The sequence below is a fragment of the Capnocytophaga sp. HP1101 genome, from assembly GCF_054772415.1.
On sequence record NZ_BPUU01000009.1, the window covers coordinates 298363 to 325187 of the forward strand.

A 26825-nucleotide genomic window follows, 5' to 3' on the forward strand; every position below is an offset into this window, starting at 1 on the left:
TTTAAGAGCAGCCTTTTATTTTTGTTTTTTAGTAATATTATTACTACTTTTGCACCCCAAATAGAATTTAAAGATAAAAAATGCTCGACAAATTAAATATCGTAAAACAGCGTTTCGACGAAGTTTCGGACTTGATTATTCAACCTGATATCATTGCAGACCAAAAGCGTTATATACAGCTCAATAAGGAATATAAAGACTTGAAAGAACTGATGGATAAGCGCGATGAGTATATAAACGTAACTGGAAACTTACAAGAAGCTGAAGAAATTATCGCTGACGGCAGTGATGCCGAAATGGTGGAAATGGCAAAGTTACAGTTAGAAGAGAGTAAAGAACGTTTGCCACAATTAGAAGAAGAAATCAAGTATATGCTTATTCCCAAAGACCCTGAAGACGCTAAGAATGCTGTAATGGAAATTCGTGCAGGAACAGGTGGTGATGAGGCATCAATATTTGCAGGCGACCTTTATCGTATGTATACTAAATACTGCCAGAGTAAGGGTTGGAGTACCTCGGTAATGGACTTTAATGAAGGAACTGCTGGCGGGTATAAAGAGATTATCTTTGAAGTGACGGGAGACAATGTATATGGTACTTTAAAATTTGAAGCAGGAGTACATCGCGTACAGCGAGTACCACAAACAGAGACACAAGGACGCGTACATACTTCGGCAGCGACTGTGATTGTTTTACCAGAGGCTGAAGAGTTTGATGTGGAACTTGATATGGCTGATGTAAAAATCATTCGTACTACTTCTACGGGACCTGGAGGGCAGTCGGTGAATACTACGTATTCGGCGATTCAGTTACAACACATTCCTACAGGTATTGAGGTGCGTTGCCAAGATGAGAAATCACAACACAAGAATCTTGAAAAGGCACTTAAAGTATTACGCTCACGCTTGTATGAAATGGAGTTAGCGAAGAAAATGGAAGCTGATTCTGCTCGTAGAAAATCAATGGTTTCGAGCGGTGACCGTTCTGCTAAAATACGCACTTATAACTATCCGCAGGGTCGTGTGACCGACCACCGTATTGGGCTTACCCTTTATGACTTGCAAAACGTTATCAACGGTGATGTGCAACGCCTTATTGATGAGCTTCAGTTGGCTGAAAACGCTGAGAAGCTGAAAGAAGGTGATGTTTTTTAGGCTATTATGTAAAAAGAAAACAAGAATATTGTTGTTATAACTATAGTAGCAGTTATATTCCTTTTAGCAATTCTATATATTTTGTGAAATGGCAAAGAAGTATTATGTAGTATGGGAGGGACACCAGACGGGTGTCTTTAGCTCGTGGGCTGAATGTAAGAAGGCTGTTAATAATTTTCCGAATGCTAAATACAAAAGTTTTCCTACCGAAGAAATGGCACAAAAAGCTTATGCAGGGAATTATGAAACGTACAAAGGTAAGAAGATAGAAGAGCCTGCACTTTCGACAGAAGCGATAAAACTTATCGGGAAACCTATTTTGCCTTCTATTGCAGTAGATGCTGCTTGCAGCGGTAACCCTGGTATAATGGAGTATCGGGGAGTGGATACTGAAACACAAGCTGAGATATTCAGACTCTCACCTATGAAAGATGGCACTAATAACATAGGGGAGTTTTTGGCTATAGTGCACGCTTTAGCTTTTTTGAAACAACGCAATCTTACAATGCCTATCTACTCTGATAGTAAAATAGCAATGAGCTGGGTGCGACAAAAAGTATGTAAAACAAAACTTGAAAAGACGGCTCATAACGCAAAAATATTTGAACTAATGGCTCGTGCTGAAAAATGGCTACACCAAAATACTTACCCGAATCATATTCTTAAATGGGAAACCAAAGCGTGGGGAGAAAATCCTGCGGACTTTGGTAGAAAAGACCCCTAATCTTTCCTCTTAAATCTAAAAATGAAATGACTGATATTACTCTATCTATACAACCTACTTCCAGTCCTGATATTATTAAATTGGAGGCAAATAAAGCTTTGGTAAAAGGTAGCTATGAGTACAAGAATATTGATGAGGCTAAAAACTCACCCTTAGCAAAAGAACTTTTTTATCTTCCTTTTGTAAAGACAGTATATATCTCAAGTAATTTTATTGCGTTGAAAAGATTTCCAATTATAGAATGGAAAGACGTGCAAGAAGAAGTGGCACAACAAGTACAGCTTTATATACAATCAGGAAGAGAGATTGTAAGTGCCGAAGGAGGGAGAGAAATAGCTATTACTGTATATACTGAAACGACACCTAACCCTTCAGTAATGAAGTTTGTAGCCAACAAGCGCCTTGTTCCTACTATTATAGAATATAAAGCTATAGAGGAAACTACAGAAGCTCCTATAGCAAAAGCTCTTTTTACTCAATACCCATTTATTGAAGAAATTTTTTTTGATGACAACTATATTTCACTTACTAAAAAAGAAAGTGAAGAATGGGAAATGGTTACTTCGGATATACGTGATTTTATTAGGAAATATATCTCAGAAGGGCGTACACTTATCACATCTTCTGAAATTAAACGGCATCAACAAGCAACACAAGAGCGATTGCTCTCTATGGTTACTACCGACGAAGTTTCAAAGGAAATTGTAGCTATTATAGATGAGTTTGTAAAACCAGCTGTGGCTTCTGATGGGGGTAATATTCAGTTTATTTCATACAATCCTGAAACGCATTATGTAGAGGTAATATTACAAGGTGCTTGTAGTGGTTGCCCCTCCTCTACCCTAACCTTAAAAAAGGGAATTGAAGTTATTCTAAAAGATAAGCTACAGAACCCTTATATCAATGTGAATGCTCTTAACGGATAAAACTATTCTTCTGAAATAAAATAACCACGCCCTACAAGGCGTGGTTTAATTAAACAATTGTTGAAATGTGTAGTGTTGCGGTTACACGAAATTCTTCTTATTTATTTTTCAATAAATCTCTAATCTCAGTAAGTAACTCTTCTTGAGTAGGACCAGCAGGAGCTGCAGGAGCTTCTTCTTCTTTTTTCTGTTTGTTTAGTTTGTTGATACCCTTTAAGAGCATAAACAATACAAGAGCAATACACAAGAAGTTAATTACAGCAGCAAGGAACTTCCCATAAGCTACTCCATTCCATACCAAACCTTCTAAGTGTTCAGCACCTGTAGCTTTTAAAGCAGGTGCTAATAGCAAAGGTGTGATTACATCAGATACTAATGATGATACGATAGCACCAAAAGCAGCCCCGATGATAACACCAATAGCTAAATCAATTACGTTGCCCTTTACGGCAAACTCTTTAAATTCTTTTAAAAATCCCATAATGATTTAATTTTAAGTTTATAAAAATAATTTGTTACTTAATTCGGGGCAAAAATAATACTTTTTTTGAAACTACCAAAAAGAAAAGGGACGAATTTCACAACTGTCCCTTTTCATCACTAACTAAAAAACTCAATCACTATGACGGTTAAGTATAACTTATACAGTCATACTAAATATTTTGGTATTGGGCATTTTTCGTTGCAGTTGCAAATCAAAAGCCATACAGATATTTCTAATAAAAGGTTTGCCCTCATCGGGGACTTGTATGCGATTATTTGCTATATGTAACAAACCATCGCTTTGCATCTCTTGCAGATGCGTGAGTACTTCTGTTATCTCAGGAAACTGGAGAGACTCATCGTTCCAAGAGGTAGTAAACTGACACATCAGGTTAAGAATATGACGTCTAATAATTAAATCTTCTTTATTGAGAATATGACCTTTACATACGGGTATTTCATTCTTTTCAAGACGTGCATAATAATCGTTTAAATCTTTTTCGTTTTGCGCAAATCCGTACCAACTATCGCTGATAGACGACATTCCTAAGCCTATCATCACTTGTGTTTTGGAGGCTGTATAGCCCATAAAATTACGATGCAATTGACGATTTTTAAAGGCTTTATACATACTATCGGTAGGCAAAGCAAAGTGATCCATTCCTATCTCGGCATAACCTGCATTGAGCAGATGTTGTTTACCTACTTCGTACAGTTGGCGTTTTACTTCACCTGAAGGCACATCTTCGTCTTTAAAACCGCGTTGCCCACTGCCTTTGATCCAAGGTACGTGTGCATAGCTATAGAAAGCGATACGGTCAGGACGAAGTGCGTTAGTTCTATCAATGGTAAAGAGCACATCGTCTAAGGTTTGGAACGGCAAGCCAAAGACTAAATCGTGACTTACTGAGGTGTAACCTATTGCACGAGCTTCTTCGGTAACACGCTTTACATTTTCGAAGGGTTGAATACGATGTATGGCTTGCTGTACTTTAGGTGAATAATCTTGTACACCATAGCTAACACGTCTAAAACCCAAATTGTACAGTGTTTGCAAGTGTGTTTCGGTGGTGTTATTAGGGTGACCTTCAAAGCTAAACTCGTGGTTATCGGCTTTATCAGCACGCTCAAAAATGCCTTCTATGAGGCGACGCAACTGTGATGGTTCAAAAAAAGTAGGGGTACCTCCGCCTAAGTGTATTTCCTTAATACGAGGGCGTTCCTTCAAGAAATTGGTATATAACTGCCATTCTTTGAGCACAGCATCTATATAAGGAGCTTCCATCTCGTGGCGCTTAGTAATGCGTTTATGACAACCACAAAAGGTACAAAGACTCTCACAAAAAGGCAAATGAATGTATAGGCTAATTCCTTCGGTACTATTGCTCTCAGCATACGATTTTGCTAAGCTATCTAACCATTTTTCAGTAGAAAAAGTACTGCTATCCCAATAGGGAACAGTAGGATAGCTAGTATAGCGAGGTCCAGCTACATTGTATTTTTGAATGAGAGATATTGCCATTTTTTGTAAAAAACGGGGCAAAGGTATAAAAAAAAAGTGGAAAGTGAAAAGAGAAATGTAAAAAAAATATAGGTAGCTAATACCACAATGCCAATAATACCAGTAATACTACTGGTGTAATTAGGAAATTAGAAAATTAGGAAATGAGTGATGAAGCGTGAAAAGTTTTTAGAAATAGAAAATGTAATTGAAAATCAATTCTTATTCTAAGCTAAAGCAAACCTAAGACGAACAATGAATGTCTCTATATCGGCTCTATATCGGCTCTATATTGGCTCTACATCGGTTCTATATCGGTTCTACATCGGCTCTGCATCGGCTCTATATCGGCTCTACAATAGATGATAAACAAAGGAAGAGCGAAGGTAAGATACTAAAAACATCCCCCCCTATTCACATACTCTGCTCTCGCAGACTTCCTTCAAAGGGGGGAATAGCGACGCAAAGACGAGGGATGAACGAAAGAAAGACGAACAAATTACGAACGTAAGGCGAAGGGAAGGCGAAAGAAACCTCCCCCTATCCCCCTCCAAAGGGGGAATTGTAGCGACGCAAAGACGAAGGAATGACGAAGGAAAGACGAACAAAAGACGAAGGAATGACGAAGGAATGACGAAGGTAAGGCGAAGATGAGTTAAAGATAAGATGGAGATAAAAAGAGAGTTATTAGTAGGCTTCAACTTTGCCAAAGTTTGAAACTTTGGCAAAGTTGAATATATAAACGAACCTAAAGTAAAGGAAAATTATTTGGATATTGAATATTAGATATCTATGGTTAGATTCTTTCACGGGGAAAACAATAAGACTTTTTAACTTTGCGCTTTTCTAATTTGATTATAAAAGGTTTAAAAGGTTTTCATTGAACCATTTATACCGATTGATAATCATAATATGAGTACCATTTTTTACTACAATAGCATTTTTTATGTACTGAATAGGAAAAACAGGATCTTTATCACCGTGAATGTGAACTGTACGGGGTAAAGGTTCTTTTTGTTGCCAATTCACAATACGGTCTATTGACCAATCGAGATAGGCTGGGGAACGCATTCCTATATATTTTTCGTATAGGGCTATTCGTTTAGTCATCAGTTCAGAAAATGAAAATCGCTTCCAAAACTCAAAATCGCTGATAGTGCGCGTAGGCAATAGCTTGTGCAAGTTTGTATAGCGTGCCAAAAGCATCTTTTTAGGTAGTTCGTACTGTGTTTTTACGCTGGAAATGACTACAATCTTCCTATAATCGGTGAGCTGTTTGGCAATTTCTTGCACAATAATCCCCCCAAAGGACACTCCTAAAAGAATAGGTGAAGGGTCTTTTATTTCGTCTGCAATGCGTCCTGCATAGTGTGTTAGAGTCTCGTTTTTCTCAGGAGTAATCCAGTCGAGCAAGTACACACGACAATTATTTGGGAACTGTAAACGCTCGAAAATCTTGGGACTGGCAGCCATTCCAGGCATTAAATAAATAGAAAGATTATCTTTTATATTCATTTGATATTGTTTTTTTACGGAAAATAAGTAACTTTGCACCGGATTTTGAAGGATAGGAATTAGGAAGTAGGAAAAAGGATTTAGAATACACTTCTCTAATTACTAACTTCTAATTTCTGACAAAAGTACAACATTTTTGTTGAATAATCAATATTACTAATAAAAAAACAGAGTACAATGGAAGTAATAGACAGCGAATTTTCACGCCAGTACCAAGCTAAAATTAACGGTGAACTTGCCTTTGTAGAGTATGCCATTCAGGAGCGTAAGATATTCTTTACCAAAACATTGTTGCCTGAAACGGCAGATGAAGCTCTTATAGATGAGTTTTTTAAAGGAGTTATAGCCTTAGTAGCTCAGAAAAAATACAGAGTGGTACCCGTTTGCCCTGTAGCTATCGCTTTTTTTAAGCGGAATAAAGAGTGTAAAGACATACTACCTGCTGGTATCAGAATTTAATGGTTAATGATTAGTGATTAATGGTTAAAGTTAATTAAAAAACTTAGTCTTACATTGGATTATGTACGGATAAGGTATATAAGAACAGATTTTGTGAAGCATATACTCTAAACAAAAGAGTAATGCTCTGCTCTACTCTTGTATATAAATAGAAAAGAATTAATAATATATTATATGAAAGCTGTATTTTTAGACAGGAACACGCTCTCAGAGCGCATAGATGTGGATATCCCTAAAGGGGTAGCCCAATGGGTAGCTTTTCAGAAAACTGCTCCCGATGAAATTGTACAACGCCTAAAACCTGCTGATATTGCTATCGTGAATAAGGTAAAACTTGATGAGAGTATTCTCCGTCAGTTGCCTAATCTGAAACTTATTCACCTTACTGCTACGGGTATGGACAATATTGATAAAGAAGCTACCAAAGCTTTGGGTATAGAAGTGAAAAACGTAGCGGGGTATTCTACTGAAAGCGTTACCGAACATTTCTTTATGTTATTACTATCGGCTATGCGTGCCCTGAAAACTTATCACGCAAGCGTAAGTGATGGCACTTGGCAAAAGGACGGTCGTTTTTGCCTTACCGAGCCTCCTGTGTTTGAATTGCACGGCAAAACCTTAGGGATTATAGGGGTAGGTAACATTGGTAAAGCTATTAGTAAAGTAGCCGAAACTTTTGGTATGAAAGTGCTATGGGCGGAACGCCAAGGCAAAACTCCGCGTAGCAAAGAGTATACAGACTTTGACAAAGTATTAGCTCAGAGTGATATCATCTCGCTTAACTGTCCGCTCACGCCTGAAACCAAACATTTGGTAAACGAAGATTTCGTTTCTAAACTGCGCAAAAGACCGTTGCTCATCAATATGGCACGGGGAGCTATAGTTGACCCTCAAGCGGTATACGAAGCTATTGAAAGTAACCGCATTATGGGCTTTGCTACTGACGTGTTTGAGCAAGAACCTCCTCTTGACAACAATCCTCTTCTCAAAATAGCCGATCACCCTCGTGTGATTTATACCCCTCACGTAGCTTGGGCAAGTGAATATGCACAAGATAAGCTGTGGCGTATTCTCAAACGTCAAGTAGAAGAGTTTATCGTAAAATATAAAGCAGAACACAAGGAAAATGAAAAAGCATAATTTTAGCGCAGGACCTTCTATCTTAGCGCCTGAGGTATTCCAAAAAGCTTCAGAAGCTTTACTTGATTTTGAGGGTACTGGCCTATCAGTAATAGAAATATCGCACCGCAGTGCCGAGTTTTTGAAAGTAATAGAACGAGCTCGTGCTTTAGCCTTAGAAATTGCTGGCTTAAACGATTCGTACGAAGTGCTCTTCTTACAAGGAGGAGCTAGTATGCAATTCTTGATGGTGCCCTATAACTTGCTAGAACACAAAGTCGCTTACATTGATACGGGTACTTGGGCAAACAAGGCACAGAAAGAAGCCTCTCTGTTTGGCAATGCCGAAGTAATCGCTTCGTCTAAAGCCGATGGCTATAAGTACATTCCTAAAAATGTGAGTGTTCCTACAGATGCTGACTATCTGCACATTACTACCAACAACACTATTTACGGTACCGAATACCACAGTCTGCCCAAAACGAATATTCCTTTGGTAGCTGATATGAGTTCGGATATTTTCTCACGTCCGTTAGATTACAAGCAGTTTAGTTTGATTTATGCAGGTTCGCAGAAGAATTTAGGTGCTTCGGGCTCTACTTTGGTAATTGTGAAGAAAGATATATTAGGCAAAGTAAGCCGCAAGTTGCCATCAATGATGGATTATCAATTGCATATCAAGAACGATAGTATGTTCAACACGCCGTCTACTTTTGCGGTTTATGTCAATCTATTAGTACTCGAGTGGATACAGACGCAAGGTGGCTTACAAGCCTTAGGGAAGCGCAATCAAGTGAAAGCTGACTTACTCTACGGCGAAATTGACCGTAATCCGTTGGTGATAGGCTATGCCAATAAGGAAGACCGATCGCTGATGAATGTAGTGTTCAATCTCACTGATGAAAGCACCAAAGAGCGCCTTGATGCTTTGTGCAAAGACGCTAATATCAGTGGCATTAAGGGACATCGTAGCGTAGGAGGATATCGCGCCTCTATCTACAACGCTCTACCTGTTGAAAGTGTACAAGTGTTAGTGGATGTACTCAAAGAATTTGAACGCACCGCTTAAAGAAGAATACATTAAAAACAAAATAAGTCCGATATTTCTATCGGACTTATTTTATATTACACAATATGTTGTTTAGCGAATTTTTACAAGCATTAGGCTTCACAACTACTACAATTCACAAAGTTCATCATCATTTCTTTTGCTACTGATTGGCTACGTTGATAGTACAAACTTTTAACTCCTAATTTCCAAGCCTCAATAAGTACTTTATTCACATCGCGGATAGGCATTGCTGATGGAATATTTAAGTTTAAACTCTGAGTTTGGTCAATATATGCCTGGCGCTGCGCAGCTTGTGATACAATTTCCATAGGAGATATTTCTTTAAAAGTTTTAAACACATTTTTCTCTAACTGAGACAATTCTTGTAAGTGTTGCACAGAGCCATTATTCAAACGAATAGAACGCCATACATCTTCATTATTGAGACCTTTTTCCTCCAAAAGCTGAGTGAGATATTTATTCTTGCGCATAAAATTCCCTTTGGAGAGCCCGACTTTATAGTAATTGCTTGAATAAGGTTCGATACCAGGTGATACTTGACCTAAAATAGCCGAACTGGAAGTAGTAGGAGCAATAGCCATCGTTGTAGTATTTCTTCTACCATAGCCTTTTAAAACTTCTGGTTCTCCGTAAATATGAGCTAACTCTTTGGTTGCTTTATCAGCTTCTTCACGAATATATCTAAAAGCACGTGCGTTAAACTGAGTTGCCTCAAAGCTTTCAAAAGGAATCATATTGCGTTGCAAATAAGAGTGATATCCTAACACACCTAAACCTAAGGCACGATGACGAATCGCAAAATTGCGAGCTGCTTGCAAATAGTAGTTACCTTTGGTTTTTTCTATAAATTCTGAGAGTACAGCATCTAAAAAGAATACCGCTAATTTTACTGCTTTTGTATCTTTCCATTCATCAAAAAGCTCTAAGTTCATAGACGAAAGACAGCAGATAAACGATTCATCTTCATTTGATGGCAACATAATCTCACTGCACAAGTTACTTGAACGAATGAGCATATCCTTATCTTTATACACTTGAGGACGGTTGCGATTGGCGTTATCAGTAAAGATAATGTAAGGTAATCCTTTTTGTTGGCGTGACTCTAAGACACGAGCCCATAAGCGACGTTTTTCTGCATCACCATCTATCATTTCTTGCATCCAATAATCAGGAACGCAAATGCCAAAGAAAAGATTTTGAATAGGAAACTCAACATCTTTGATTTGCAAGAACTCTTCAGCATCGGGATGATCTATATCAAGATAAGCTGCAAAAGCCCCTCGTCGTACTCCACCTTGTGATACTACGTCCATAGCTGAATCGAAGAGCTTCATAAAGCTTACCGCTCCACTTGATTTACCATTATCGGTAACGGCAGAACCGCGACTGCGCAATTCACCAAAATAACCGGAGGTCCCCCCCCCTATTTTGGTTTGCATAATTACCTCTCCAAGTTTATGAGTAATCCCCTCAATACTATCAGGTACGTGCACATTAAAACACGAAATGGGCAAACCACGTTCAGTACCCATATTAGCCCAAATAGGGGATGAAAAACTAATCCAGCCTTTAGTAATCATTTCTTTGAAAGCGGGCTGTAATTCGGGTTTATAAAGCCTATGTGCGGCAGCACTTGTAATGCGGTCTATTGCCCCCTCTACGCTTTCTCCTTTCAATAAATAGCCTCTATTGAGGATTTGCTCAGATTCCTCGTTGAGCCACCAAATATCTATTTCTTCGTTCATAACTTTTTATTTTCGGGGTGCAAAGTAACAGCTTTATATTTTAATTTCACTCCCTATACAAAATAAGTTATTAACAAAGTTTTCAACAATATAGCAAAATCAGCCTCTTAGAATATTTTTTTAACATATGATTATACTTTTATATCATTTGAATAGCTAAGAATAATACGAATCGAATGTATAAAACCAAAAAATCTACTAAAAAATTAAATGACAAAAGGGAGCAAATACACAGTTATTAATCACTAATAATCAACATATTATATTTACTTGTTATATTTAAAACAAAAAATAATACTTAATTTACCTAATATATTTTGTTTATTTCAAATAATTTTCGTACCTTTGTAGCGTTAAGTATAAAGGAATTCTTATGTCAGAACTAATTACTAGACCTGTACCTATAGATGAGGAAGTGGTATGGGATAAAACAAAGACAATTATCAGTACCACTGATAAGTTGGGTACTATTACTGACGTAAACCAAACATTTATAGATGTTTGTGGTTATTCTGCGGTTGAATTGTTAGGGAAACCACATAACATTATTCGTCACCCCGATATGCCTAAAATCATATTTAAGATTACTTGGGATAATATTTTAGCGGGGAGGAACTTTCACGCTATTATTAAAAACTTAGCTAAATCAGGTAAGTATTATTGGGTAATTACCGATTTTGAAGTAGGTAGGAATATTATGGGCGATGTTGTTACTATTATGGCTCGCAGGCGTTCAGTACCTAAATATGTAATTACAGAGTATATTGAACCTTTATATCAGACACTCCTTAAACTTGAAAAGATAGGAGGTATGGAGCTTAGCAATCGTTATTTCAAGGGGTTTTTAGAAAAACAGGGGAAATCATATATTGAATACATTATGGATATTATGGACGAAAGTAAACGAAAAATTCTCTTTGATCCTATTCCTAATATGCCTCATACTGACACTAACATTGGTGATTATGAAATTTCTGATGATATATTTAGTGAAGAACATCACGAAGAAGAAACGGTGATGGAACGCAAGAGTTTCTTTGCAAAATTGTTTTCTACAAATTAGCTGTAGTACGGCAATCATAATATAAAAAGAGTGCACCTATACAGAATATAGGTGCACTCTTTTTCGTTAGCTTTTAAAACATTAAGCTTCTTTTTTCTCTACCTCTTTCTTGTTGTCTTTCAATTTAGCAGATAGTTCCATAGAAATAGCAGAACGCTCGAATTTGATTTTTCCTGAAAGTGTTTCTAACACACAAGTATCATCAGTAAGTTCTACAATACGTCCGTGCATACCACCTTTAGTAATTACTTTATCACCTCTTTTCATTCCCTCAATAAAGTTTCTTTCTTGTTTTTGTCGCCTTGTTTGTGGACGAATCATAAAAAAGTAGATTACCAAGATAATCATTATAAGAGGTAGTAACCCACTGTTCATCAATTGTTGCATATTTATTAATTTAATTATTAGCTTTTATTTATTTAGAAAATAGGAGTTAAAGACTTTTAGTTTTCAAGTTTTAGCTCTCACTATAAAAGCCCTCTTCCTATCTTTTTAATTTGTTGTTTTTCTTCAAGTTCTTTATGTACAATTTTCATTACCCCATTAATAAATGTACTACTTTTAGAGGTTGAATATTCCTTAGCAAGTTCTAAATATTCATTAAATGTTACTTTCACTGGAATACTGGGAAAGCTGAGCATTTCACAAACAGCCATTTTTAGCAGTATGCCATCTATTACAGCTACACGATCTTTCTCCCAACCTGTCATTCTGCTTATAATTTCATTCTCCCACTTACTATCATTAAGTACTGCTTTTTTTAGTAAATCTGTAAGAAAAACTTTTTCTTCTTCATCTTTATAAAGTGAAGGAACAAAGTATTTATTATTTGAGGTGGGTAGCACTTCCTTGAGTAGCCTACTTATATAGGTATTAATAATAGGATAATCATCTACCCAAGTAAGATTATAATCTTCAATATATTCATATATTGTTTCATCAGGAGCTATAATTTCTTCAAAAATAGCAACTAAAAAAGATTTATCAGCTTCAAAACTGTTCTTCTGGTTACTATATTTCTTATAAAGCTCACTTTCTACAATATTTTTATATATAGTACGCACATATTCTTCGTGTATTTCCCAATGATTTATATGCGCCTGAGCAATAGTTTCTTGTAATAATGTATTACGAGCAATAGCCGAGAGCAAAAGGTTATCAGAGAGCTTTTGATGTAATGTTTTCTCTTGAGCAGTAGCCAAATATTTCTTCTGAGCTATTTCGTGCTGATGAATTGCTAAAGAATGTAATTCGATGAAAAGTGATAACATCAATAAATATAGGTGTTGCATTTCATCAGCACTATTTTGCAAGAATTTCAATTCTTTGTCTAAATCCTGACTTTGGCTCTGACGCATCGCATAAATTGATTGCATTACTTTTGCCCTAATGTGTCGTCTTGTAAGCATAATTTGTAAGAACTTTCTTAACTTTATTTGAGAGTGCAAAAGTAAAAAAAAAGGTTTAACGAGCCAAAAAAAAGCACTAAAAAAGCACCAAAAATGTTAATTTTTTGCTAAAATCGTATTTTTTCTTGATTTATGCTTGCTATGAAGAAATATATTACTACCTTTGTGCTTATTAACTGTATTTATAAGTTATCATATGAACAAATCAGAATTAATTGATGCAATTGCATCAGAGTCTGGACTTACAAAAACCGACTCAAAAAAAGCTGTTGAAGCGTTCTTTTCAAGTGTTGAAAAGGCTCTAAAAAAAGGTGACAAAGTAGCTGTCGTAGGATTCGGTTCTTGGTCAGTTGCTAAAAAAGAAGCCAGAGAGGCTCGCAACCCTCGTACTGGTGCAGTAATTAAAGTACCTGCTAAGAAAGTTGTAAAATTCAAAGCAGGGGCTGAATTATCTGATGCAGTAAACAAAAAATAATTGCAGCAAAAAAAAAGTCCCTTTCAGTTGAAAGGGACTTTTTTTATCTAATTGTGAATCAGATTATTTATTAATCTACTGATTTATTATGATAAACTTGATAGCCGAACAAAAAACCACTGAACTCCATATGGAAAATTCTCAAGCAATAGTTAGCTGATATTTAGGTCTATACCTCAGCTCTATTAAAGATACCCCTTTGCAATGAGACTTGAGCTGGGGATAAGACGGTGCGAACCGCACGAGTAGATGGTGGCTAAGAAGATTAGAAAGATAGCGGAGAGGAACGGAAGAGGGTTTTTAGGTAAAAGGTAAAAGAGAAAAGGTAAAATAAGGATATGAGAGGTATGGGGAGCTTATACAAAGCTTATAGGATGCTTATACGAATCTTGGACGATTGTTATACAATAGCAGTATAAATACTTAAGAGTGAGGAGTTAAGAGTTAAGAAAAAAATGCCAATAACAGGGTTTCGAGACGAAAGAAAAAGAAGGTAAAATTAGTGGATTAGTGAATTTGAAAATGAGAAAAAAACTCCCCCTACCCCCCTCCAAAGGGGGAACCGTAGCGACGGAAAGGCAGAGATAAGGCGAATGATGAGTGAGTCATCAGTGGCTCTACAGCGAAGGAAAGACGAAGAAAGAACGAAGGAAAAATGAAGTTGAGTTGAAGCTAAGGTCTAAGGTAGAGATAAAAAGAAGGATAATTCTACTTTTTGCAATTTGATATATTATCATTATAACTGACATTACCAATATGAAAAAGAAGAAAATAGTAGTCCTTACAGGGGCTGGTATTAGCGCCGAAAGTGGCGTGAAAACTTTCCGTGATGCGGACGGTCTCTGGGAAGGACACGACATAGAACAAGTAGCAACGCCTTATGGGTTTAACAAAGACCCTGAGCTAGTGCTCAACTTCTACAACGGATTGCGCAAACAACTCAAAGACGCGCAACCCAACCCTGCTCACTTGCTTTTGTCTGAACTGGAAAAAGACTACACTGTGGTGATTATCACTCAAAATGTAGACGACTTGCACGAGCGTGCAGGTAGCCACAACATCATTCACTTGCACGGCGAACTACTGAAAATGCGTGGGGTAGACGACCCGTATACCCTCTTTGACTGTACCGAAGACATAAAAGTAGGTGACCTCAGTCCCAGCGGCGCACAATTGCGTCCTCACATTGTGTGGTTTGGCGAAGATGTTCCGATGATTGTAAAGGCTGCCGAGGAGGTAGAAAGCGCCGATGTGGTGCTTATCGTAGGCACTTCGCTACAAGTGTATCCCGCCGCGGGATTGATGAACTGCGCCAAGAAAGGAACACCTATATACTATATAGACCCACGCCCAAGCATCAGCAGTAAAGACAATATCACTGTAATTAAAGATGTTGCCTCTACGGGGGTGGCTAAAGCTATTGAACTAATAAGAGAATTAAAATGAGTAACTTCCCCAAATTTATTTTAGGTGACAACACCAATATGCCCGACGCTATGTTTGTGGTGCATTTAGAGTATCCGCGCTTTGTGCTGAATTTAGACAACGACGAGGTAGAATGGTTAGAAGAGTTTGACGAAGAGGATACTAAAGAGTTAGAAGCTGAAAGCGAGAATCTTATAACAGAAGCTATTGCTTTCTACGAACGTGAAATCGCCCGTATTGAAGAAAATGACTACTAAGCAACTTACTGAGCAAATCAAAGCCAAACAATCATTGCTATGCGTGGGCTTGGACACCGATATTACTAAAATTCCGCCTCACTTGCTTGAGGAGGAAAACCCACTGTTTGCGTTCAACAAGGCGATTATAGAGGCTACTCACCCATTTGCGGTAGCCTATAAGCCCAACACTGCTTTTTACGAAGCTCACGGCGAAAAAGGGTGGTGCGCCTTAAAAAAGACGATTGACTACTTGAACCGCCACCACCCTGAGATTTTCACTATTGCAGATGCCAAACGAGGAGATATTGGCAACACCTCAACAATGTATGCCAAAGCCTTTTTCGAGGAGATGCAGTTCGACAGTGTAACGGTTGCCCCCTATATGGGGCGCGACTCGGTAGAGCCTTTTTTAGCTTTTGAGAACAAACATACTATCCTCTTAGCGCTCACCTCTAACAAAGGGGCTTTTGACTTCCAAACACAACAACTCGCTGAGGAAGAGCTCTACAAAAAAGTTCTCCGTACCTCACTCACTTGGCAAAACAACGAAAACTTAATGTATGTGGTAGGCGCTACGAAAGCCGAGTTCTTGAAGGAAATACGCAAAATCGTACCTGAGCACTTCTTGTTGGTACCAGGTGTAGGCGCTCAAGGTGGTAGCTTGGAGGAGGTTTGTAAGTACGGCTTAAATGACCACTACGGATTGCTTATCAATTCGTCTCGTGGCATTATTTACGCCTCAAAAGGTGAGGATTTTGCCAAAGTAGCAGGCGAGAAAGCCGAGGAATTGCAACAGGAAATGAAATTAATGATGAATGACTAAATAATAATAATATGATTACATTTTTAAATAAAAGCAACATTACCCCAACTATTGAAAAAGATGCCGCTCGGTTGTTTTCATTACTGAGTAGGCGATACCAACAACGGCTGTCCGATCTCTTTCAGGACGAGACCAAAATACCTTATGTGGTGGGCTACGTAGAAGATGGTCACCTACACGGAATGGCTTCTATGGCTATTTACCGAGTGATTTCGGGCTACAAAGGTTGGATAGAAGATGTAGTAGTAGATGATGTAGCGCGTGGCAAAAAGATAGGCACTCAACTTATTCAACTGCTTATTACCAAAGGAAAAGAGTTAGGCTTAGGCGAGATATTGCTCTTCACTTCGCCCACAAACGACATAGCTATTAAGCTCTATGAAAACGAGGGGTTTAAACGCAAAGGTGCAGAGGTATATGTGAACGCTCTCAAACAAATGTACCCTCCTGAGTCTTGATATATTGCTATTTCTTTGTATTTTTGCCCCTCTGATGAAAATATTATGGAATTAGTTCACAAGAATCTCATATTGCCTAACAACGGTAAAAAACTACTGTTGCACACTTGTTGCGCACCTTGTTCGGGTTCTATTATACTATCGATACAAGGCTCGGGAATTGACTTTACTATCTTTTTTTACAATCCTAATATCCACCCTAAAAAGGAATACGAAATCCGCAAAGAGGAGAACATTCGCTTTGCTGAAAAGTGCGGTGTGCCCATTGTAGATGCTGAATACGATACTGATAATTGGTACGCACGTGCTAAAGGAATGGAATTTGAACCCGAACGTGGCAGTCGTTGTGCGATGTGCTTTGATATGCGTATGGAGCGTACCGCTTTGTATGCCTACGAACACGGTTTTGATACCATCGCTACTTCCTTGGGAATCTCACGCTGGAAAGACTTGAACCAAGTGAACGAAGCTGGCAAGAACGCTGCCGATAAGTACGAAGGTCTTACCTTTTGGGACTACAATTGGCGCAAGAACGGTGGCTCTGCTTGCAATATGGAAATCTGCAAGAATGAGAGGTTTTACCAACAAGAGTACTGCGGTTGTGCTTTCTCACTGCGCGATGCCAACAAATGGCGTATAGCTAACGGAAGAGAGAAAATACGCATAGGTGAGAAGTTTTACGGAACTGAGAAAAGTAAGATGTAAGAGATAAAAGGTAAAATACTAATTGTCAATTGTTAATTATTAATTGTTAATTGAATTGATTACTCCAGAAGAATTTAACGAGGGTCGTATATTGCTAATAGATAAACCCCTGAAATGGTCATCGTTTCAAGCAGTGAACAAAATCAAGTGGGCAATACTCAAGCATTATAAACTCAAGAAGATAAAGATAGGGCACGCAGGGACCTTAGACCCGCTTGCCTCTGGCTTATTGGTGATTTGTACGGGCAAGTTTACCAAGAAGATTACTGAAATACAAGATGCTGTAAAAACCTATACGGGCATCATTACCTTAGGAGCGACCACACCTTCCTACGATATGGAAACCGAAGAGAATGCCCACTACCCTACTGCTCACATCACCCCTGAACTCATTGAAGAAGTGCGCCAGAAATTCCTCGGAGAGCTCGTGCAAACGCCTCCTGTGTTTTCGGCTATCAAACAGGACGGCAAACGCCTCTACGAGTTGGCTCGCAAGGGCAAAGAAATAGAAGTTCCTAAGCGCACTATCTATATCCACAGTTTCGATATAGATGCAAGTGAGTTTCCTAAACTGCACTTTGAGGTAGTTTGTAGCAAAGGCACTTACATACGCTCCTTAGCAAACGATTTTGGCAATGCCTTAGGATCTGGTGGCTATCTGTCGGCGTTGCGACGCACTCAAATAGGTGAGTTTTCAGTGAGTGATGCCCTAACACCTGATGAATTTATAAACATACATATCCCGAAAATGCAAACAAAACCTATTATTCTCACTACTGTATTCGAGCAATTTATCGATAAGAATAAAACAACTCTTAATGACCGATTTGCTCAGAGAGAATCTACTTTAAACACACAAAACAATAGAAGAAAATCTATTAATGATGTGTATGAAGAGCGAGAAAGAGAGCGCCTCAATAATCAACAGAGGCAAAGACACACTTCTGAACTTAATTTAGAGGCTATTTTCCCTCGGAAAAAGAGGAAAAAGAGTTCAGGTATTAAATATGAGTTTCGCTATTTTCTATCGATGTTTTCAAATACCGATAAGGCAATTATGCTTACTTTACTGATACTTTTCGGTACGGTAGTAACCCTTATGATGATACAGTTAAACAATAAGGAGAAGGAAATAATGATTGAAATGGCACTCACTCCCGATGATTTACCTTATGAGCCCCCAAAGTTAGAAGAACAAACTGACGCTCCTGATCTTTCTCAGGCTATGAATGCCAAACTTACTACTAATGCCTATAATCAAGCTGATGCTGACTTGCGTCAGACTGAGAACTTTAAAACCCTTGACGAAATAATGGCTGAACGTGCTTCTCAAGAGATGGAAAGTGCCAAAGAAGAGTTGGTGAGCACCAATAAAATGTCGTCTAATTTAGTAATATCAGATGATAATAATCTTCAGAAAACAAGTCATAAAACCGCATCTGATAATAAAGTAAACAAAAATACTTTAGTAAAATATGCTTTATCTGGCAGGACAGGTAATATACCTAACCCTGTATTTACTTGTGAAAAGGAAGGGCAAGTTGTGATTATTATTACAGTTGATGAAGTAGGAAGAGTCATCAGAACAGCTCTTGACAAAATGAACTCAACTACTAATGACGATTGCCTTATAGAAAACTCATTACTTTATGCCAGCAGAGCCAGATTTAATGCTGTAACAGGCAAAAAAGAGCAGACAGGAACTATTACTTATATTTTTCAAAGTAAACGATAGAATGAAATTACCACAGTTAATATGCATATTATGTTTTCTATTAATCGCAGCTTGCAAAAATGCAAATCCATCTAAGCAAGATGCTTTTAATATAGAACTAAATCCTAAAAAGAAAGAATACCACATAGGAGAAACTTTACAGATAAAAGTCGTCAATCCTAAATTTGACGGAAAAATAGTAAAGATTAACTATCAATTACATCACCAAGAGCTCTCTGTTACCGATGAGATTGCAGTACTTGAAGACTTACTATTAGGCAAACAACCTTTGGAAGTAACCGTATATACTGATAAAGGAGAAGTTTATAAAGTGCGGAAAGAAATCTTACTTTTGGCAGGACAAGCTCCTAAATTGTATACTTATAAAATACTAAATGAATATCCTCACGACAAACAGGCTTATACGCAAGGTTTAGAATTTATAGGTGATACTTTGGTAGAAAGCACAGGACAATACCGAGAGTCTTCCATACGCAAATGGAATCCTTTTACGGGCGAAATGTACAAAAATGTACCTCTACAAGCAATGTATTTTGGTGAAGGAGCTACCGTTTTTAGAGATAAAATTATCCAACTCACTTGGAGAGAAAACATAGGGTTCGTATATGATGCTCAGCTAAAACTATTGAAAACATTCCCTTACAATAAAAGCAAAGAAGGTTGGGGAATTTGCCATAACGGTAATGATAAACTTTACAAAAGTGATGGTTCAGAAAAGATTTGGATACTCAATCCTAACACTTTTGAAGAAATAGACAGCTTGCAACTATGTACGAATAAATCTATTTTTACTAATGCTAACGAATTAGAATTTGTAGATGGTAAAATATATGCAAACACCTATCTAAAAGACGGCATTATGATTATCAACCCCAATAATGGTGCTATAGAAGGCGTTATTGATGTACGAGGATTGAAAGAAAAAGTAGAACAAACGCCCGATTTAGATGTTCTTAATGGCATTGCTTATCACGCTGGGCGTAATACTTTCTTCATCACAGGTAAGAATTGGAGTAAGATATTTGAAGTGATTTTTATAGAAGCAAATAATAAGTAACATAAATCATTCATACATCTAACTATTGCGTTTTATCTTCAAAAAAGCAAACTTACGATCACTGTTATTAGTCCTACACCCATTTTATCCACCAACGAACAAAGCAATAAAGTTTAAGAGCGGACGCGGAGTATTTACAGAAGAGTGCGTAAAGAAACAAAAGCATAAATATTTTTATACTTTTTTTGGTGATTAAAAAATAATTCTCTACCTTTGTCGCACGAATTTCTAAAATATTCACAATATGTCTTTAACCAATTACAATAATCAGCACCTCACTGATGAGGAATACACAAAAATTCAAGAGGCTCTAACTTCTGTAAAGCAAATCTGTGAAAAATACTTGAAGAATCTTTCTCCCGAAGAAAGAAAAAAGTACGGCAGGGTAAACGAGCAAAACAAGCTACTTGTGAATAAAACATACGATTATCACAAGAGCCAACCCGAACTACAAGCCCCCGAAGTGAATTGGGAAGAGTTCGAAAAGGACTATATCTCACGCCAGCGATTAGAAGCTATCACCACAGTGTTAGAAAGGCTAAGCATAGGGCTTTACAACGCCAAAATAATGCACGATAACGACAATTATCAGGCAGCCCTCACCGATTATTCGTACGCTTCTTACAAAGCAGGCACTCTCGACCCTAATTTTGAAAAGAAATACAAAGACCTCAAGCAGTTTTTTGCCAAAAATAAAGGCAAAGACTCCTCCAAAGATGCATAAAGCAGATTGTTTTTTAATTAACTCTCCATCGGAACGTTATAAAACAGCTCCGATGGAGTTTTTTAGTAATACGAACCTCTTTTTTAGCCCTCCGTAGGTGTTTTTTAGTCCTCCATAGGATAATTTTACACCAAATTACCACTTCAGAAGCCCTCTGTTGCAGTCTTATAGTGCTCCGTTGTGGTGCATTTGAAGTCCAGAGAAGTAAAATTGAAGTACGGAGGATATCAAAAGAAGTACAGAGAAGAAAAACTGAAGTACTGAGGAGTAGAATTGAAGTACGGAGGATATCAAAAGAAGTACGGAAAGGTTAAATTGAAGTCCGGAGGGATAAAAAAGAGCTACTGATAACCATTTAACACTTCAATTTGATAATAATAGAAATATTTTGAGACCTCAAAAATATTAAATGTATTACAAATAACGTCATTCGTATTTTTTTTATTACTTTTGCCCTTATGATTCCAGAGAATATCCTACATACTCCCATCAACTACCTGCGTGGCGTGGGCAATCAGCGTGCTGAACTCCTAAAAACGGAGCTCGGTATCTATGAGTATCAAGATTTACTGAACCTCTTCCCCAACAGGTATATCGACCGTACCAAGTTTTACAAAATCAACGAATTGCAAAACAATAATACCGAGGTGCAACTCGTAGGCAAAATAGTAAACTTGCGCACGGTAGAGTCGGCTCACCAAAAAGGCACTCGCCTTGTTGCTACTTTCGTAGATGATACCGGAACTATGGAGCTCGTATGGTTCAAAGGACTCAAATGGTTGCGCGAATCTCTAAAAATCAACGAACCTTATGTGATTTTTGGCAAACTGAATTTCTTTGGAGGTACTTTCTCTATGCCTCACCCCGAAATGGACTTGCTCAGCGAGTTCAAGAAGGCAGGATACAGCAGTATTCAGCCTGTGTACCCCTCTACTGAGAAGTTAGCCAAGCGCAACATTACTAATAGAGTGATGCGCCAATTGGTGCAAACGGTTTTTGAAGAAGTAGGCAACAGCTTTGCCGAGAATTTGCCAGATAACATACTCACTTCTATGAACCTCATCTCTAAGCAGGAGGCAATGCGCAATATTCACTTCCCCACCGACCAAACTTTGCTTACCAAAGCCTCTGTACGACTCAAATTTGAAGAACTTTTCTACATACAAATACAGTTGGTACGCAAGAATTTGCTACACAAACAGAAGTTTCAAGGACAACCTTTCAAGAAGGTAGGCGATGCTTTTATGAATTTTTACAACCACCACCTACCCTTTCCGCTTACCGATGCCCAAAAACGAGTATTGAAAGAAATACGCGCCGATGTGGGCTCTTCTGCCCAAATGAACCGCTTGTTGCAAGGCGATGTAGGCTCTGGTAAAACCATCGTAGCCCTGATGACAATGCTTTTAGCAGTAGATAATGGTTGTCAAGCCTGCTTGATGGCACCTACCGAAATCCTCGCCAACCAACATTACCAAACCATTAGTGAGCTGCTACAAGGCACAGGCGTAACGGTAGCCTTGCTTACGGGCTCGTCTAAAACCAAAGAACGCCGTGTGTTAGACGAACAATTACAGTCTGGAGAGCTTTCTATTCTCATCGGTACTCACGCTCTGTTGGAAGACAAAGTACAGTTCCACAACTTAGGGCTTGCCATTATCGACGAGCAACACCGTTTTGGGGTAGAACAGCGCTCGAAGTTATGGTATAAAAATACTGTCCCGCCTCACATCTTAGTAATGACCGCTACCCCTATCCCACGCACTTTAGCGATGAGTGTATACGGCGATTTAGATGTTTCGATAATAGATGAACTTCCCCCCGGTCGCAAGCCTATTAAAACGCTACATCAGTACGAAAACCACCGTGCAGAGACTTATGAATTTATTAAAAAAGAGATAGATAAGGGTAGACAAGCTTATGTAGTATATCCACTTATAGAAGAATCGGAAGCGTTAGATTTTAAGAACCTTACCGAAGGCTATGATTATATCACGGCGAGCTTCCCGTTGCCAAAATATAAGGTTTCTATGGTACACGGAAGGCTCAAACCAAGTGAAAAAGATGCTGAAATGGAGCGCTTTCTACGTAATGAAACACAAATAATGGTGGCTACCACTGTGATAGAAGTAGGAGTAAATGTGCCCAATGCCTCGGTAATGGTGATAGAGAGTGCTGAGCGTTTCGGACTCTCACAACTGCACCAGTTGCGCGGACGTGTAGGACGTGGTAGTGAGCAGAGTTATTGCATACTACTCACAGGCAACAAAATGAGTAACGATACTCGTACGCGTATGGAAACGATGGTACGCACTAACAACGGTTTTGAAATCGCTGAAGTAGACTTAAAACTACGCGGTCCTGGTGACCTAATGGGTACGCAACAAAGCGGAGTGCTCGCTCTAAAAATCGCCGACCTTGTGAAAGACCAAGACATTCTAAAAGCTGCGCGCTTTCAAGCCATTGATTTATTAAAAGCAGACCCTAATTTGGAGTTACCCCAAAACCAACGGGTTGCTTATACACTCTATCAGTTACAACGATACAAGAATTTATGGACATATATATCGTAATGAAAAACAGTATCTTCTTTTCCGCTCTCATAGGGCTATTTATGGGGTGCAAGCAACATCAATCCCCTATCCTACAAGCCAATAATACAATGGCTACAACAGCTATTTTGCCCTCTATGTCTACTGGTGTTACCTCAGAAGTAGCAACCAAAGACACGATTATAACACCCTTCCTTTCAAAAAAAGATAGTTTAGTAAAAAGCTTACGAATACAATACAATAATGACTATGATGGATACCAAAGAGCAATACGCAAGTTAGTGTTACAACAAAAGGCAGAAAACTACTTAAAAAACACTTGCTTAGAAGAGTTTTACCTCTTAGGATTTGCCTCTACCACTAAAGATAGCATAAAAGTAATCCTCCCTTTCAACCTTCACAGTTTTGATTGTGGTGCCCCCGATTGTTATACTACTGAGGTGCGTTTCAGTTTAGTCAAAGAAAAACCTATTGTTTTTCCTGAGAAACTCGCCTTTTATGAAGAGCAAACAGGTTGTACAGAAAACTATCATTTCAAAAATGTTTACAAACTTGTAGAAGCAACCCACAAGCACGTAATTTACCATTGCAAAGCATGGAGGCGTACTTTGGTATTGTTTTTCCCTAAAGAAAAAGGTAGTTGGAGTGGTGATGCCAACTATTTTGTGGGAGCGAGCAGTAAGCGTTTCAACGGAAAGAACATCTATACAGTAGCACAAAATTATGATGAAAATAAGACTGAAAGTGAATGGAATATAGCACCTTATATGATTAAAAGTTTCAAACAGCGAGAATATGAGCATATGCTAAAAGAATAATATTTTTTGACTTTTTTCGGCAAAAAATTTGGAGAGTTCAAAAAAAGTAGTACCTTTGCACCCGAATTAAACGTAAGGGTTCTTAGCTCAGCTGGTTCAGAGCATCTGCCTTACAAGCAGAGGGTCACTGGTTCGAATCCAGTAGGACCCACTTAGGTTAAATTTAAAATTTTTTATCATTGTAATTTTAGGGTTCTTAGCTCAGCTGGTTCAGAGCATCTGCCTTACAAGCAGAGGGTCACTGGTTCGAATCCAGTAGGACCCACTAAATTCGGATTTTATTGTTGTTTTCATAATTAAAAAAGGATTCTTAGCTCAGCTGGTTCAGAGCATCTGCCTTACAAGCAGAGGGTCACTGGTTCGAATCCAGTAGAGTCCACCTAAGCTACTCAGTACTGAGTAGCTTTTTTTGTTAATTCTTATTTTAACAACAAATGATTATCAATTATTTACAACTTTTCTAATTGTTAATTCTCAATTAATAATTGTTCATTGATAATTATTTCTTACTTTTGCGATAATTTTAAACAGAAAAACAAAGAATAATATGTTAGGATTACAAACTTCTGTAGACGTTGCTACTACTGCAACTGATACTGCTCCCGTAGTACAAGAAAAGACACTTTCCATAATGGAAATGATTGTAAATGGCGGTACTGCCAATATCATTATTATTGGCATTTTATTTGTGATGCTCGCTGTAGCGCTTTTTCTCTATTTTGAACGCCTTTTTGCTATTAAAGCAGCTTCTAAGGTGGATAAAACTTTTATGTATAAAATACGTGATTGCATTTCTGCAGGACGCTTAGACGCAGCCAAAATGCTTTGTGTGCAATCGAACACTCCTGTGGCACGCCTCATTGAGAAAGGAGTTTCGCGCATAGGAAAACCACTTGAAGATATCAATAAAGCTATTGAAAATGCAGGTACTTTAGAAGTGTATAAGCTAGAAAAGAACACGGCTATCTTGGCTACTATTGCTGGAGCAGGACCTATGATTGGATTCTTAGGCACGGTTGTTGGTATGATTATGTCGTTCCACGAAATGGCATCGGCGGGAGGTCAAGCTGAAATGGGTGCTCTAGCTGGCGGTATTTATACAGCAATGGCTACTACCGTTGCGGGACTTATTGTGGGTATTATTGCCTATGTGGGCTACAACCACTTGGTAGTAAAAACCGATAAGATTGTACACCTAATGGAAGCTAACGCTGTTGAATTCTTAGACTTGTTAAACGAACCTTTATAGGTATTAAAAAAGCTACTTATATCTAATTATGAAATTAAAAGGTAGAAATAAAGTAAGTCCTGAGTTCAGTATGTCGTCAATGACAGACATTGTGTTCTTGTTGTTAGTATTCTTTATGATTACTGCCAACAGCCCTAATGCGCTCGATTTGTTGTTGCCTAAAGCAAAAGGTAAATCCACCAATACACAGAACGTTTCAGTAAGTATTGATAAGGATTTGAACTATTTTCTTGACAAGAAGCCTATTTCAGTAGATAATCTCGATGCTGAGCTCAAATCAGCACTCAATGGAGTTGAAAACCCTACGATTATTTTACGTGTAGAGGAAAGCGTACCTATTGAAAATGCGGTAACAGTGATGGATGTAGCAAACCAAAACCAATTTAAGGTGATTTTGGCTGTTCGTCCGAAATAGAAAAGTATATGAGTTTATTCGATACAGAACATAAACGCAAATCATTAGCACTCACTACGGCTGTGATGTGTTTGGTAATCTTCATACTGTTTTTTGCAGGAATGAAGTACTTAGACCCACCGCCAGAAAGTGGTGTGGAGGTTATTTATGGTGTCGATTTGGTAGGTATGGGAGAGCGTACTCCTCCCCCAAGCGCTACTAAGCAAGAAGAAACCAAAACTCAGCCACAAAGTCCTCCCGAAGAGACTACTTCACAAGAGGTGAAGGAGAATCTTTTAGCTCAAGATAACAACGAAGAAGTTTCTGTACCCGAAGCACCTAAAAAGAAAGAAAAGAAGAAAGAAACACCTAAAAAAGACCCTCCCAAAGAGACTCCTAAACCTGCTCCTAAGCCTTCACGTGAAACTTCCGATGCGCTCTCTAATATTTTAGGAGCTGCTAATGCAGGCGGTAGTGGCACTACAGGGCAAGGAGACGGCAACCAACCAGGTTATCAAGGACAGATAGACGGTAGTCAGTACGCTAATTCTTATTATGGTTCAGGTGGTGGTAATGGAGCTGGCAAAGGTTGGGGATTGAAAGGTCGCACTATTGCTTCACAAGGTAAAGTACCTCAAAATTGTAATGAAGAAGGACGTGTGGTCGTACAAATAGAAGTAGACCGCAGTGGTAAAGTAGTAAAAGCTACAGCAGGTGTGAAAGGTACTACTAATTCTGCTCAGTGTTTATTAGAAGCTGCCAGAAAAACAGCCACTATGCACCGCTGGAACGCCGATGAGAATGCACCTGCACGACAAGTAGGTTTTATTGTTATCAACTTTAAACTCGGAGAATAAACAATGTTTCTTATTATTTTTGCTGTTATTGTTTTATTATTGATTATTAAACCTTTTTCTAATAATTATCGTGAAAAGAAAAGGTTTACTCTAAGAAACAAGAAACCATAAAATCCCCAATGAGATAATAGTTATACTTATAAC

27 protein-coding genes and 3 tRNA genes are annotated in these 26825 nt (G+C 38.2%); 24 read left to right on the forward strand and 6 right to left on the reverse strand.

Going from position 1 to position 26825, the window contains the following annotated elements; translation table 11 throughout:
• Window positions 1-80 precede the first annotated feature (80 nt).
• The 3 genes from prfA (at window position 81) to RCZ04_RS07295 (ending at window position 2804) form a co-directional block, all read left to right on the forward strand.
• Window positions 81-1154: a peptide chain release factor 1 gene (gene prfA, locus RCZ04_RS07285; RefSeq protein WP_002672024.1), complete on the forward strand. Its 1074-nt coding sequence runs from the start codon at window positions 81-83 to the stop codon at window positions 1152-1154.
• 88 nt (window positions 1155-1242) lie between these two features.
• On the forward strand, window positions 1243-1878 hold the full coding sequence (locus RCZ04_RS07290) for a ribonuclease H1 domain-containing protein (RefSeq protein WP_460485359.1): 636 nt from the start codon (window positions 1243-1245) through the stop codon (window positions 1876-1878).
• 26 nt (window positions 1879-1904) lie between these two features.
• Window positions 1905-2804, forward strand: coding sequence for a NifU family protein (locus RCZ04_RS07295; protein WP_460485360.1), 900 nt, complete (start codon window positions 1905-1907; stop codon window positions 2802-2804).
• A gap of 97 nt (window positions 2805-2901) precedes the next feature.
• Here RCZ04_RS07295 and mscL read toward each other — a convergent pair whose 3' ends face one another.
• The 3 genes from mscL to RCZ04_RS07310 form a co-directional block, all read right to left on the reverse strand.
• Window positions 2902-3285, reverse strand: coding sequence for a large conductance mechanosensitive channel protein MscL (gene mscL, locus RCZ04_RS07300; protein ID WP_460485361.1), 384 nt, complete (start codon window positions 3283-3285; stop codon window positions 2902-2904).
• Window positions 3286-3444: 159 nt separating this feature from the next.
• Window positions 3445-4809, reverse strand: coding sequence for a coproporphyrinogen-III oxidase family protein (hemN, locus tag RCZ04_RS07305; RefSeq protein WP_460485362.1), 1365 nt, complete (start codon window positions 4807-4809; stop codon window positions 3445-3447).
• Window positions 4810-5643: 834 nt separating this feature from the next.
• Window positions 5644-6303 carry an alpha/beta fold hydrolase gene (locus RCZ04_RS07310; protein ID WP_460485363.1) on the reverse strand — a complete coding sequence of 220 codons (660 nt, stop codon included), beginning with the start codon at window positions 6301-6303 and terminating at the stop codon, window positions 5644-5646.
• A 177-nt stretch (window positions 6304-6480) separates the two neighbouring features.
• On the opposite strand from RCZ04_RS07310, the gene RCZ04_RS07315 reads away from it, so the two are divergent.
• The 3 genes from RCZ04_RS07315 to serC all read left to right on the forward strand — a co-directional run bounded on the left by RCZ04_RS07315 (window position 6481) and on the right by serC (window position 8950).
• Window positions 6481-6762, forward strand: coding sequence for a GNAT family N-acetyltransferase (locus RCZ04_RS07315; RefSeq protein ID WP_460485364.1), 282 nt, complete (start codon window positions 6481-6483; stop codon window positions 6760-6762).
• A 174-nt stretch (window positions 6763-6936) separates the two neighbouring features.
• Complete coding sequence (locus RCZ04_RS07320) at window positions 6937-7902, forward strand: D-2-hydroxyacid dehydrogenase (RefSeq protein WP_460485365.1); 966 nt, start codon at window positions 6937-6939, stop codon at window positions 7900-7902.
• Window positions 7889-8950, forward strand: coding sequence for a 3-phosphoserine/phosphohydroxythreonine transaminase (serC, locus tag RCZ04_RS07325; protein WP_460485366.1), 1062 nt, complete (start codon window positions 7889-7891; stop codon window positions 8948-8950). Before RCZ04_RS07320 ends, serC begins: the two co-directional genes overlap by 14 nt.
• 92 nt (window positions 8951-9042) lie before the next feature.
• Here serC and RCZ04_RS07330 read toward each other — a convergent pair whose 3' ends face one another.
• Window positions 9043-10698, reverse strand: a complete 1656-nt coding sequence (locus tag RCZ04_RS07330; RefSeq protein ID WP_460485367.1) for a ribonucleoside-diphosphate reductase subunit alpha — start codon at window positions 10696-10698, stop codon at window positions 9043-9045.
• A gap of 373 nt (window positions 10699-11071) precedes the next feature.
• Here RCZ04_RS07330 and RCZ04_RS07335 point away from each other — a divergent pair, with 373 nt between their 5' ends.
• Entirely contained in the window at window positions 11072-11761 is a 690-nt protein-coding gene (locus RCZ04_RS07335; protein WP_460485368.1) for a PAS domain-containing protein, read from the forward strand.
• Window positions 11762-11842: 81 nt separating this feature from the next.
• Here RCZ04_RS07335 and yajC read toward each other — a convergent pair whose 3' ends face one another.
• Both yajC and RCZ04_RS07345 read right to left on the reverse strand, forming a co-directional pair.
• Window positions 11843-12148, reverse strand: a complete 306-nt coding sequence (gene yajC / locus RCZ04_RS07340; protein WP_460485369.1) for a preprotein translocase subunit YajC — start codon at window positions 12146-12148, stop codon at window positions 11843-11845.
• Window positions 12149-12228: 80 nt separating this feature from the next.
• Window positions 12229-13170, reverse strand: coding sequence for a transcription antitermination protein NusB (locus RCZ04_RS07345; protein ID WP_460485370.1), 942 nt, complete (start codon window positions 13168-13170; stop codon window positions 12229-12231).
• 184 nt (window positions 13171-13354) lie between these two features.
• Between RCZ04_RS07345 and RCZ04_RS07350 the strand changes: the two genes are divergently transcribed.
• The 17 genes from RCZ04_RS07350 (at window position 13355) to RCZ04_RS07430 (ending at window position 26681) form a co-directional block, all read left to right on the forward strand.
• Entirely contained in the window at window positions 13355-13645 is a 291-nt protein-coding gene (locus RCZ04_RS07350) for an HU family DNA-binding protein (RefSeq protein WP_460485483.1), read from the forward strand.
• A gap of 756 nt (window positions 13646-14401) precedes the next feature.
• Window positions 14402-15091, forward strand: coding sequence for an SIR2 family NAD-dependent protein deacylase (locus RCZ04_RS07355; protein ID WP_460485371.1), 690 nt, complete (start codon window positions 14402-14404; stop codon window positions 15089-15091).
• Complete coding sequence (locus tag RCZ04_RS07360) at window positions 15088-15327, forward strand: hypothetical protein (RefSeq protein WP_460485372.1); 240 nt, start codon at window positions 15088-15090, stop codon at window positions 15325-15327. Before RCZ04_RS07355 ends, RCZ04_RS07360 begins: the two co-directional genes overlap by 4 nt.
• A complete protein-coding gene (gene pyrF, locus RCZ04_RS07365; protein WP_460485373.1) occupies window positions 15317-16132 on the forward strand; it encodes a beta/alpha barrel domain-containing protein in 816 nt (271 codons plus the stop codon). The genes RCZ04_RS07360 and pyrF overlap by 11 nt, the downstream gene beginning before the upstream one ends.
• 11 nt (window positions 16133-16143) lie before the next feature.
• On the forward strand, window positions 16144-16590 hold the full coding sequence (locus tag RCZ04_RS07370; protein WP_460485374.1) for a GNAT family N-acetyltransferase: 447 nt from the start codon (window positions 16144-16146) through the stop codon (window positions 16588-16590).
• Window positions 16591-16635: 45 nt separating this feature from the next.
• Window positions 16636-17295, forward strand: coding sequence for an epoxyqueuosine reductase QueH (locus tag RCZ04_RS07375; protein ID WP_460485375.1), 660 nt, complete (start codon window positions 16636-16638; stop codon window positions 17293-17295).
• 55 nt (window positions 17296-17350) lie between these two features.
• Window positions 17351-19030, forward strand: coding sequence for a tRNA pseudouridine(55) synthase TruB (gene truB, locus RCZ04_RS07380; protein ID WP_460485377.1), 1680 nt, complete (start codon window positions 17351-17353; stop codon window positions 19028-19030).
• A gap of 1 nt (window position 19031) precedes the next feature.
• Window positions 19032-20087, forward strand: a complete 1056-nt coding sequence (locus tag RCZ04_RS07385; RefSeq protein WP_460485378.1) for a glutaminyl-peptide cyclotransferase — start codon at window positions 19032-19034, stop codon at window positions 20085-20087.
• 244 nt (window positions 20088-20331) lie between these two features.
• Complete coding sequence (locus RCZ04_RS07390) at window positions 20332-20811, forward strand: hypothetical protein (RefSeq protein ID WP_460485379.1); 480 nt, start codon at window positions 20332-20334, stop codon at window positions 20809-20811.
• Window positions 20812-21269: 458 nt separating this feature from the next.
• Entirely contained in the window at window positions 21270-23384 is a 2115-nt protein-coding gene (gene recG / locus RCZ04_RS07395) for an ATP-dependent DNA helicase RecG (protein WP_460485380.1), read from the forward strand.
• The gene (locus tag RCZ04_RS07400) at window positions 23366-24181 is read left to right on the forward strand and encodes a hypothetical protein (protein ID WP_460485381.1); all 816 of its coding nucleotides are present in this window, start codon (window positions 23366-23368) and stop codon (window positions 24179-24181) included. Before recG ends, RCZ04_RS07400 begins: the two co-directional genes overlap by 19 nt.
• 76 nt (window positions 24182-24257) lie before the next feature.
• Window positions 24258-24332 (forward strand) — tRNA-Val (locus tag RCZ04_RS07405).
• A gap of 39 nt (window positions 24333-24371) precedes the next feature.
• Window positions 24372-24446, forward strand: a tRNA-Val gene (locus RCZ04_RS07410).
• A 39-nt stretch (window positions 24447-24485) separates the two neighbouring features.
• Window positions 24486-24560 (forward strand) — tRNA-Val (locus tag RCZ04_RS07415).
• A 168-nt stretch (window positions 24561-24728) separates the two neighbouring features.
• Entirely contained in the window at window positions 24729-25430 is a 702-nt protein-coding gene (locus RCZ04_RS07420; RefSeq protein ID WP_460485382.1) for a MotA/TolQ/ExbB proton channel family protein, read from the forward strand.
• 28 nt (window positions 25431-25458) lie between these two features.
• Window positions 25459-25845 carry an ExbD/TolR family protein gene (locus RCZ04_RS07425; RefSeq protein WP_460485383.1) on the forward strand — a complete coding sequence of 129 codons (387 nt, stop codon included), beginning with the start codon at window positions 25459-25461 and terminating at the stop codon, window positions 25843-25845.
• Between the two features lie 8 nt (window positions 25846-25853).
• Window positions 25854-26681, forward strand: coding sequence for an energy transducer TonB (locus RCZ04_RS07430; protein WP_460485384.1), 828 nt, complete (start codon window positions 25854-25856; stop codon window positions 26679-26681).
• The last annotated feature ends 144 nt before the right edge of the window (window positions 26682-26825 follow it).

Coding starts and splice junctions, on each gene's coding strand:
- prfA (WP_002672024.1), top strand. CDS start 81: ATGCTCGACAAATTAAATATCGTAAAACAGCGTTTCGACGAAGTTTCG.
- RCZ04_RS07290 (WP_460485359.1), top strand. CDS start 1,243: ATGGCAAAGAAGTATTATGTAGTATGGGAGGGACACCAGACGGGTGTC.
- RCZ04_RS07295 (WP_460485360.1), top strand. CDS start 1,905: ATGACTGATATTACTCTATCTATACAACCTACTTCCAGTCCTGATATT.
- mscL (WP_460485361.1), bottom strand. CDS start 3,285: ATGGGATTTTTAAAAGAATTTAAAGAGTTTGCCGTAAAGGGCAACGTA.
- hemN (WP_460485362.1), bottom strand. CDS start 4,809: ATGGCAATATCTCTCATTCAAAAATACAATGTAGCTGGACCTCGCTAT.
- RCZ04_RS07310 (WP_460485363.1), bottom strand. CDS start 6,303: ATGAATATAAAAGATAATCTTTCTATTTATTTAATGCCTGGAATGGCT.
- RCZ04_RS07315 (WP_460485364.1), top strand. CDS start 6,481: ATGGAAGTAATAGACAGCGAATTTTCACGCCAGTACCAAGCTAAAATT.
- RCZ04_RS07320 (WP_460485365.1), top strand. CDS start 6,937: ATGAAAGCTGTATTTTTAGACAGGAACACGCTCTCAGAGCGCATAGAT.
- serC (WP_460485366.1), top strand. CDS start 7,889: ATGAAAAAGCATAATTTTAGCGCAGGACCTTCTATCTTAGCGCCTGAG.
- RCZ04_RS07330 (WP_460485367.1), bottom strand. CDS start 10,698: ATGAACGAAGAAATAGATATTTGGTGGCTCAACGAGGAATCTGAGCAA.
- RCZ04_RS07335 (WP_460485368.1), top strand. CDS start 11,072: ATGTCAGAACTAATTACTAGACCTGTACCTATAGATGAGGAAGTGGTA.
- yajC (WP_460485369.1), bottom strand. CDS start 12,148: ATGCAACAATTGATGAACAGTGGGTTACTACCTCTTATAATGATTATC.
- RCZ04_RS07345 (WP_460485370.1), bottom strand. CDS start 13,170: ATGCTTACAAGACGACACATTAGGGCAAAAGTAATGCAATCAATTTAT.
- RCZ04_RS07355 (WP_460485371.1), top strand. CDS start 14,402: ATGAAAAAGAAGAAAATAGTAGTCCTTACAGGGGCTGGTATTAGCGCC.
- RCZ04_RS07360 (WP_460485372.1), top strand. CDS start 15,088: ATGAGTAACTTCCCCAAATTTATTTTAGGTGACAACACCAATATGCCC.
- pyrF (WP_460485373.1), top strand. CDS start 15,317: ATGACTACTAAGCAACTTACTGAGCAAATCAAAGCCAAACAATCATTG.
- RCZ04_RS07370 (WP_460485374.1), top strand. CDS start 16,144: ATGATTACATTTTTAAATAAAAGCAACATTACCCCAACTATTGAAAAA.
- RCZ04_RS07375 (WP_460485375.1), top strand. CDS start 16,636: ATGGAATTAGTTCACAAGAATCTCATATTGCCTAACAACGGTAAAAAA.
- RCZ04_RS07385 (WP_460485378.1), top strand. CDS start 19,032: ATGAAATTACCACAGTTAATATGCATATTATGTTTTCTATTAATCGCA.
- RCZ04_RS07390 (WP_460485379.1), top strand. CDS start 20,332: ATGTCTTTAACCAATTACAATAATCAGCACCTCACTGATGAGGAATAC.
- recG (WP_460485380.1), top strand. CDS start 21,270: ATGATTCCAGAGAATATCCTACATACTCCCATCAACTACCTGCGTGGC.
- RCZ04_RS07400 (WP_460485381.1), top strand. CDS start 23,366: ATGGACATATATATCGTAATGAAAAACAGTATCTTCTTTTCCGCTCTC.
- RCZ04_RS07420 (WP_460485382.1), top strand. CDS start 24,729: ATGTTAGGATTACAAACTTCTGTAGACGTTGCTACTACTGCAACTGAT.
- RCZ04_RS07425 (WP_460485383.1), top strand. CDS start 25,459: ATGAAATTAAAAGGTAGAAATAAAGTAAGTCCTGAGTTCAGTATGTCG.
- RCZ04_RS07430 (WP_460485384.1), top strand. CDS start 25,854: ATGAGTTTATTCGATACAGAACATAAACGCAAATCATTAGCACTCACT.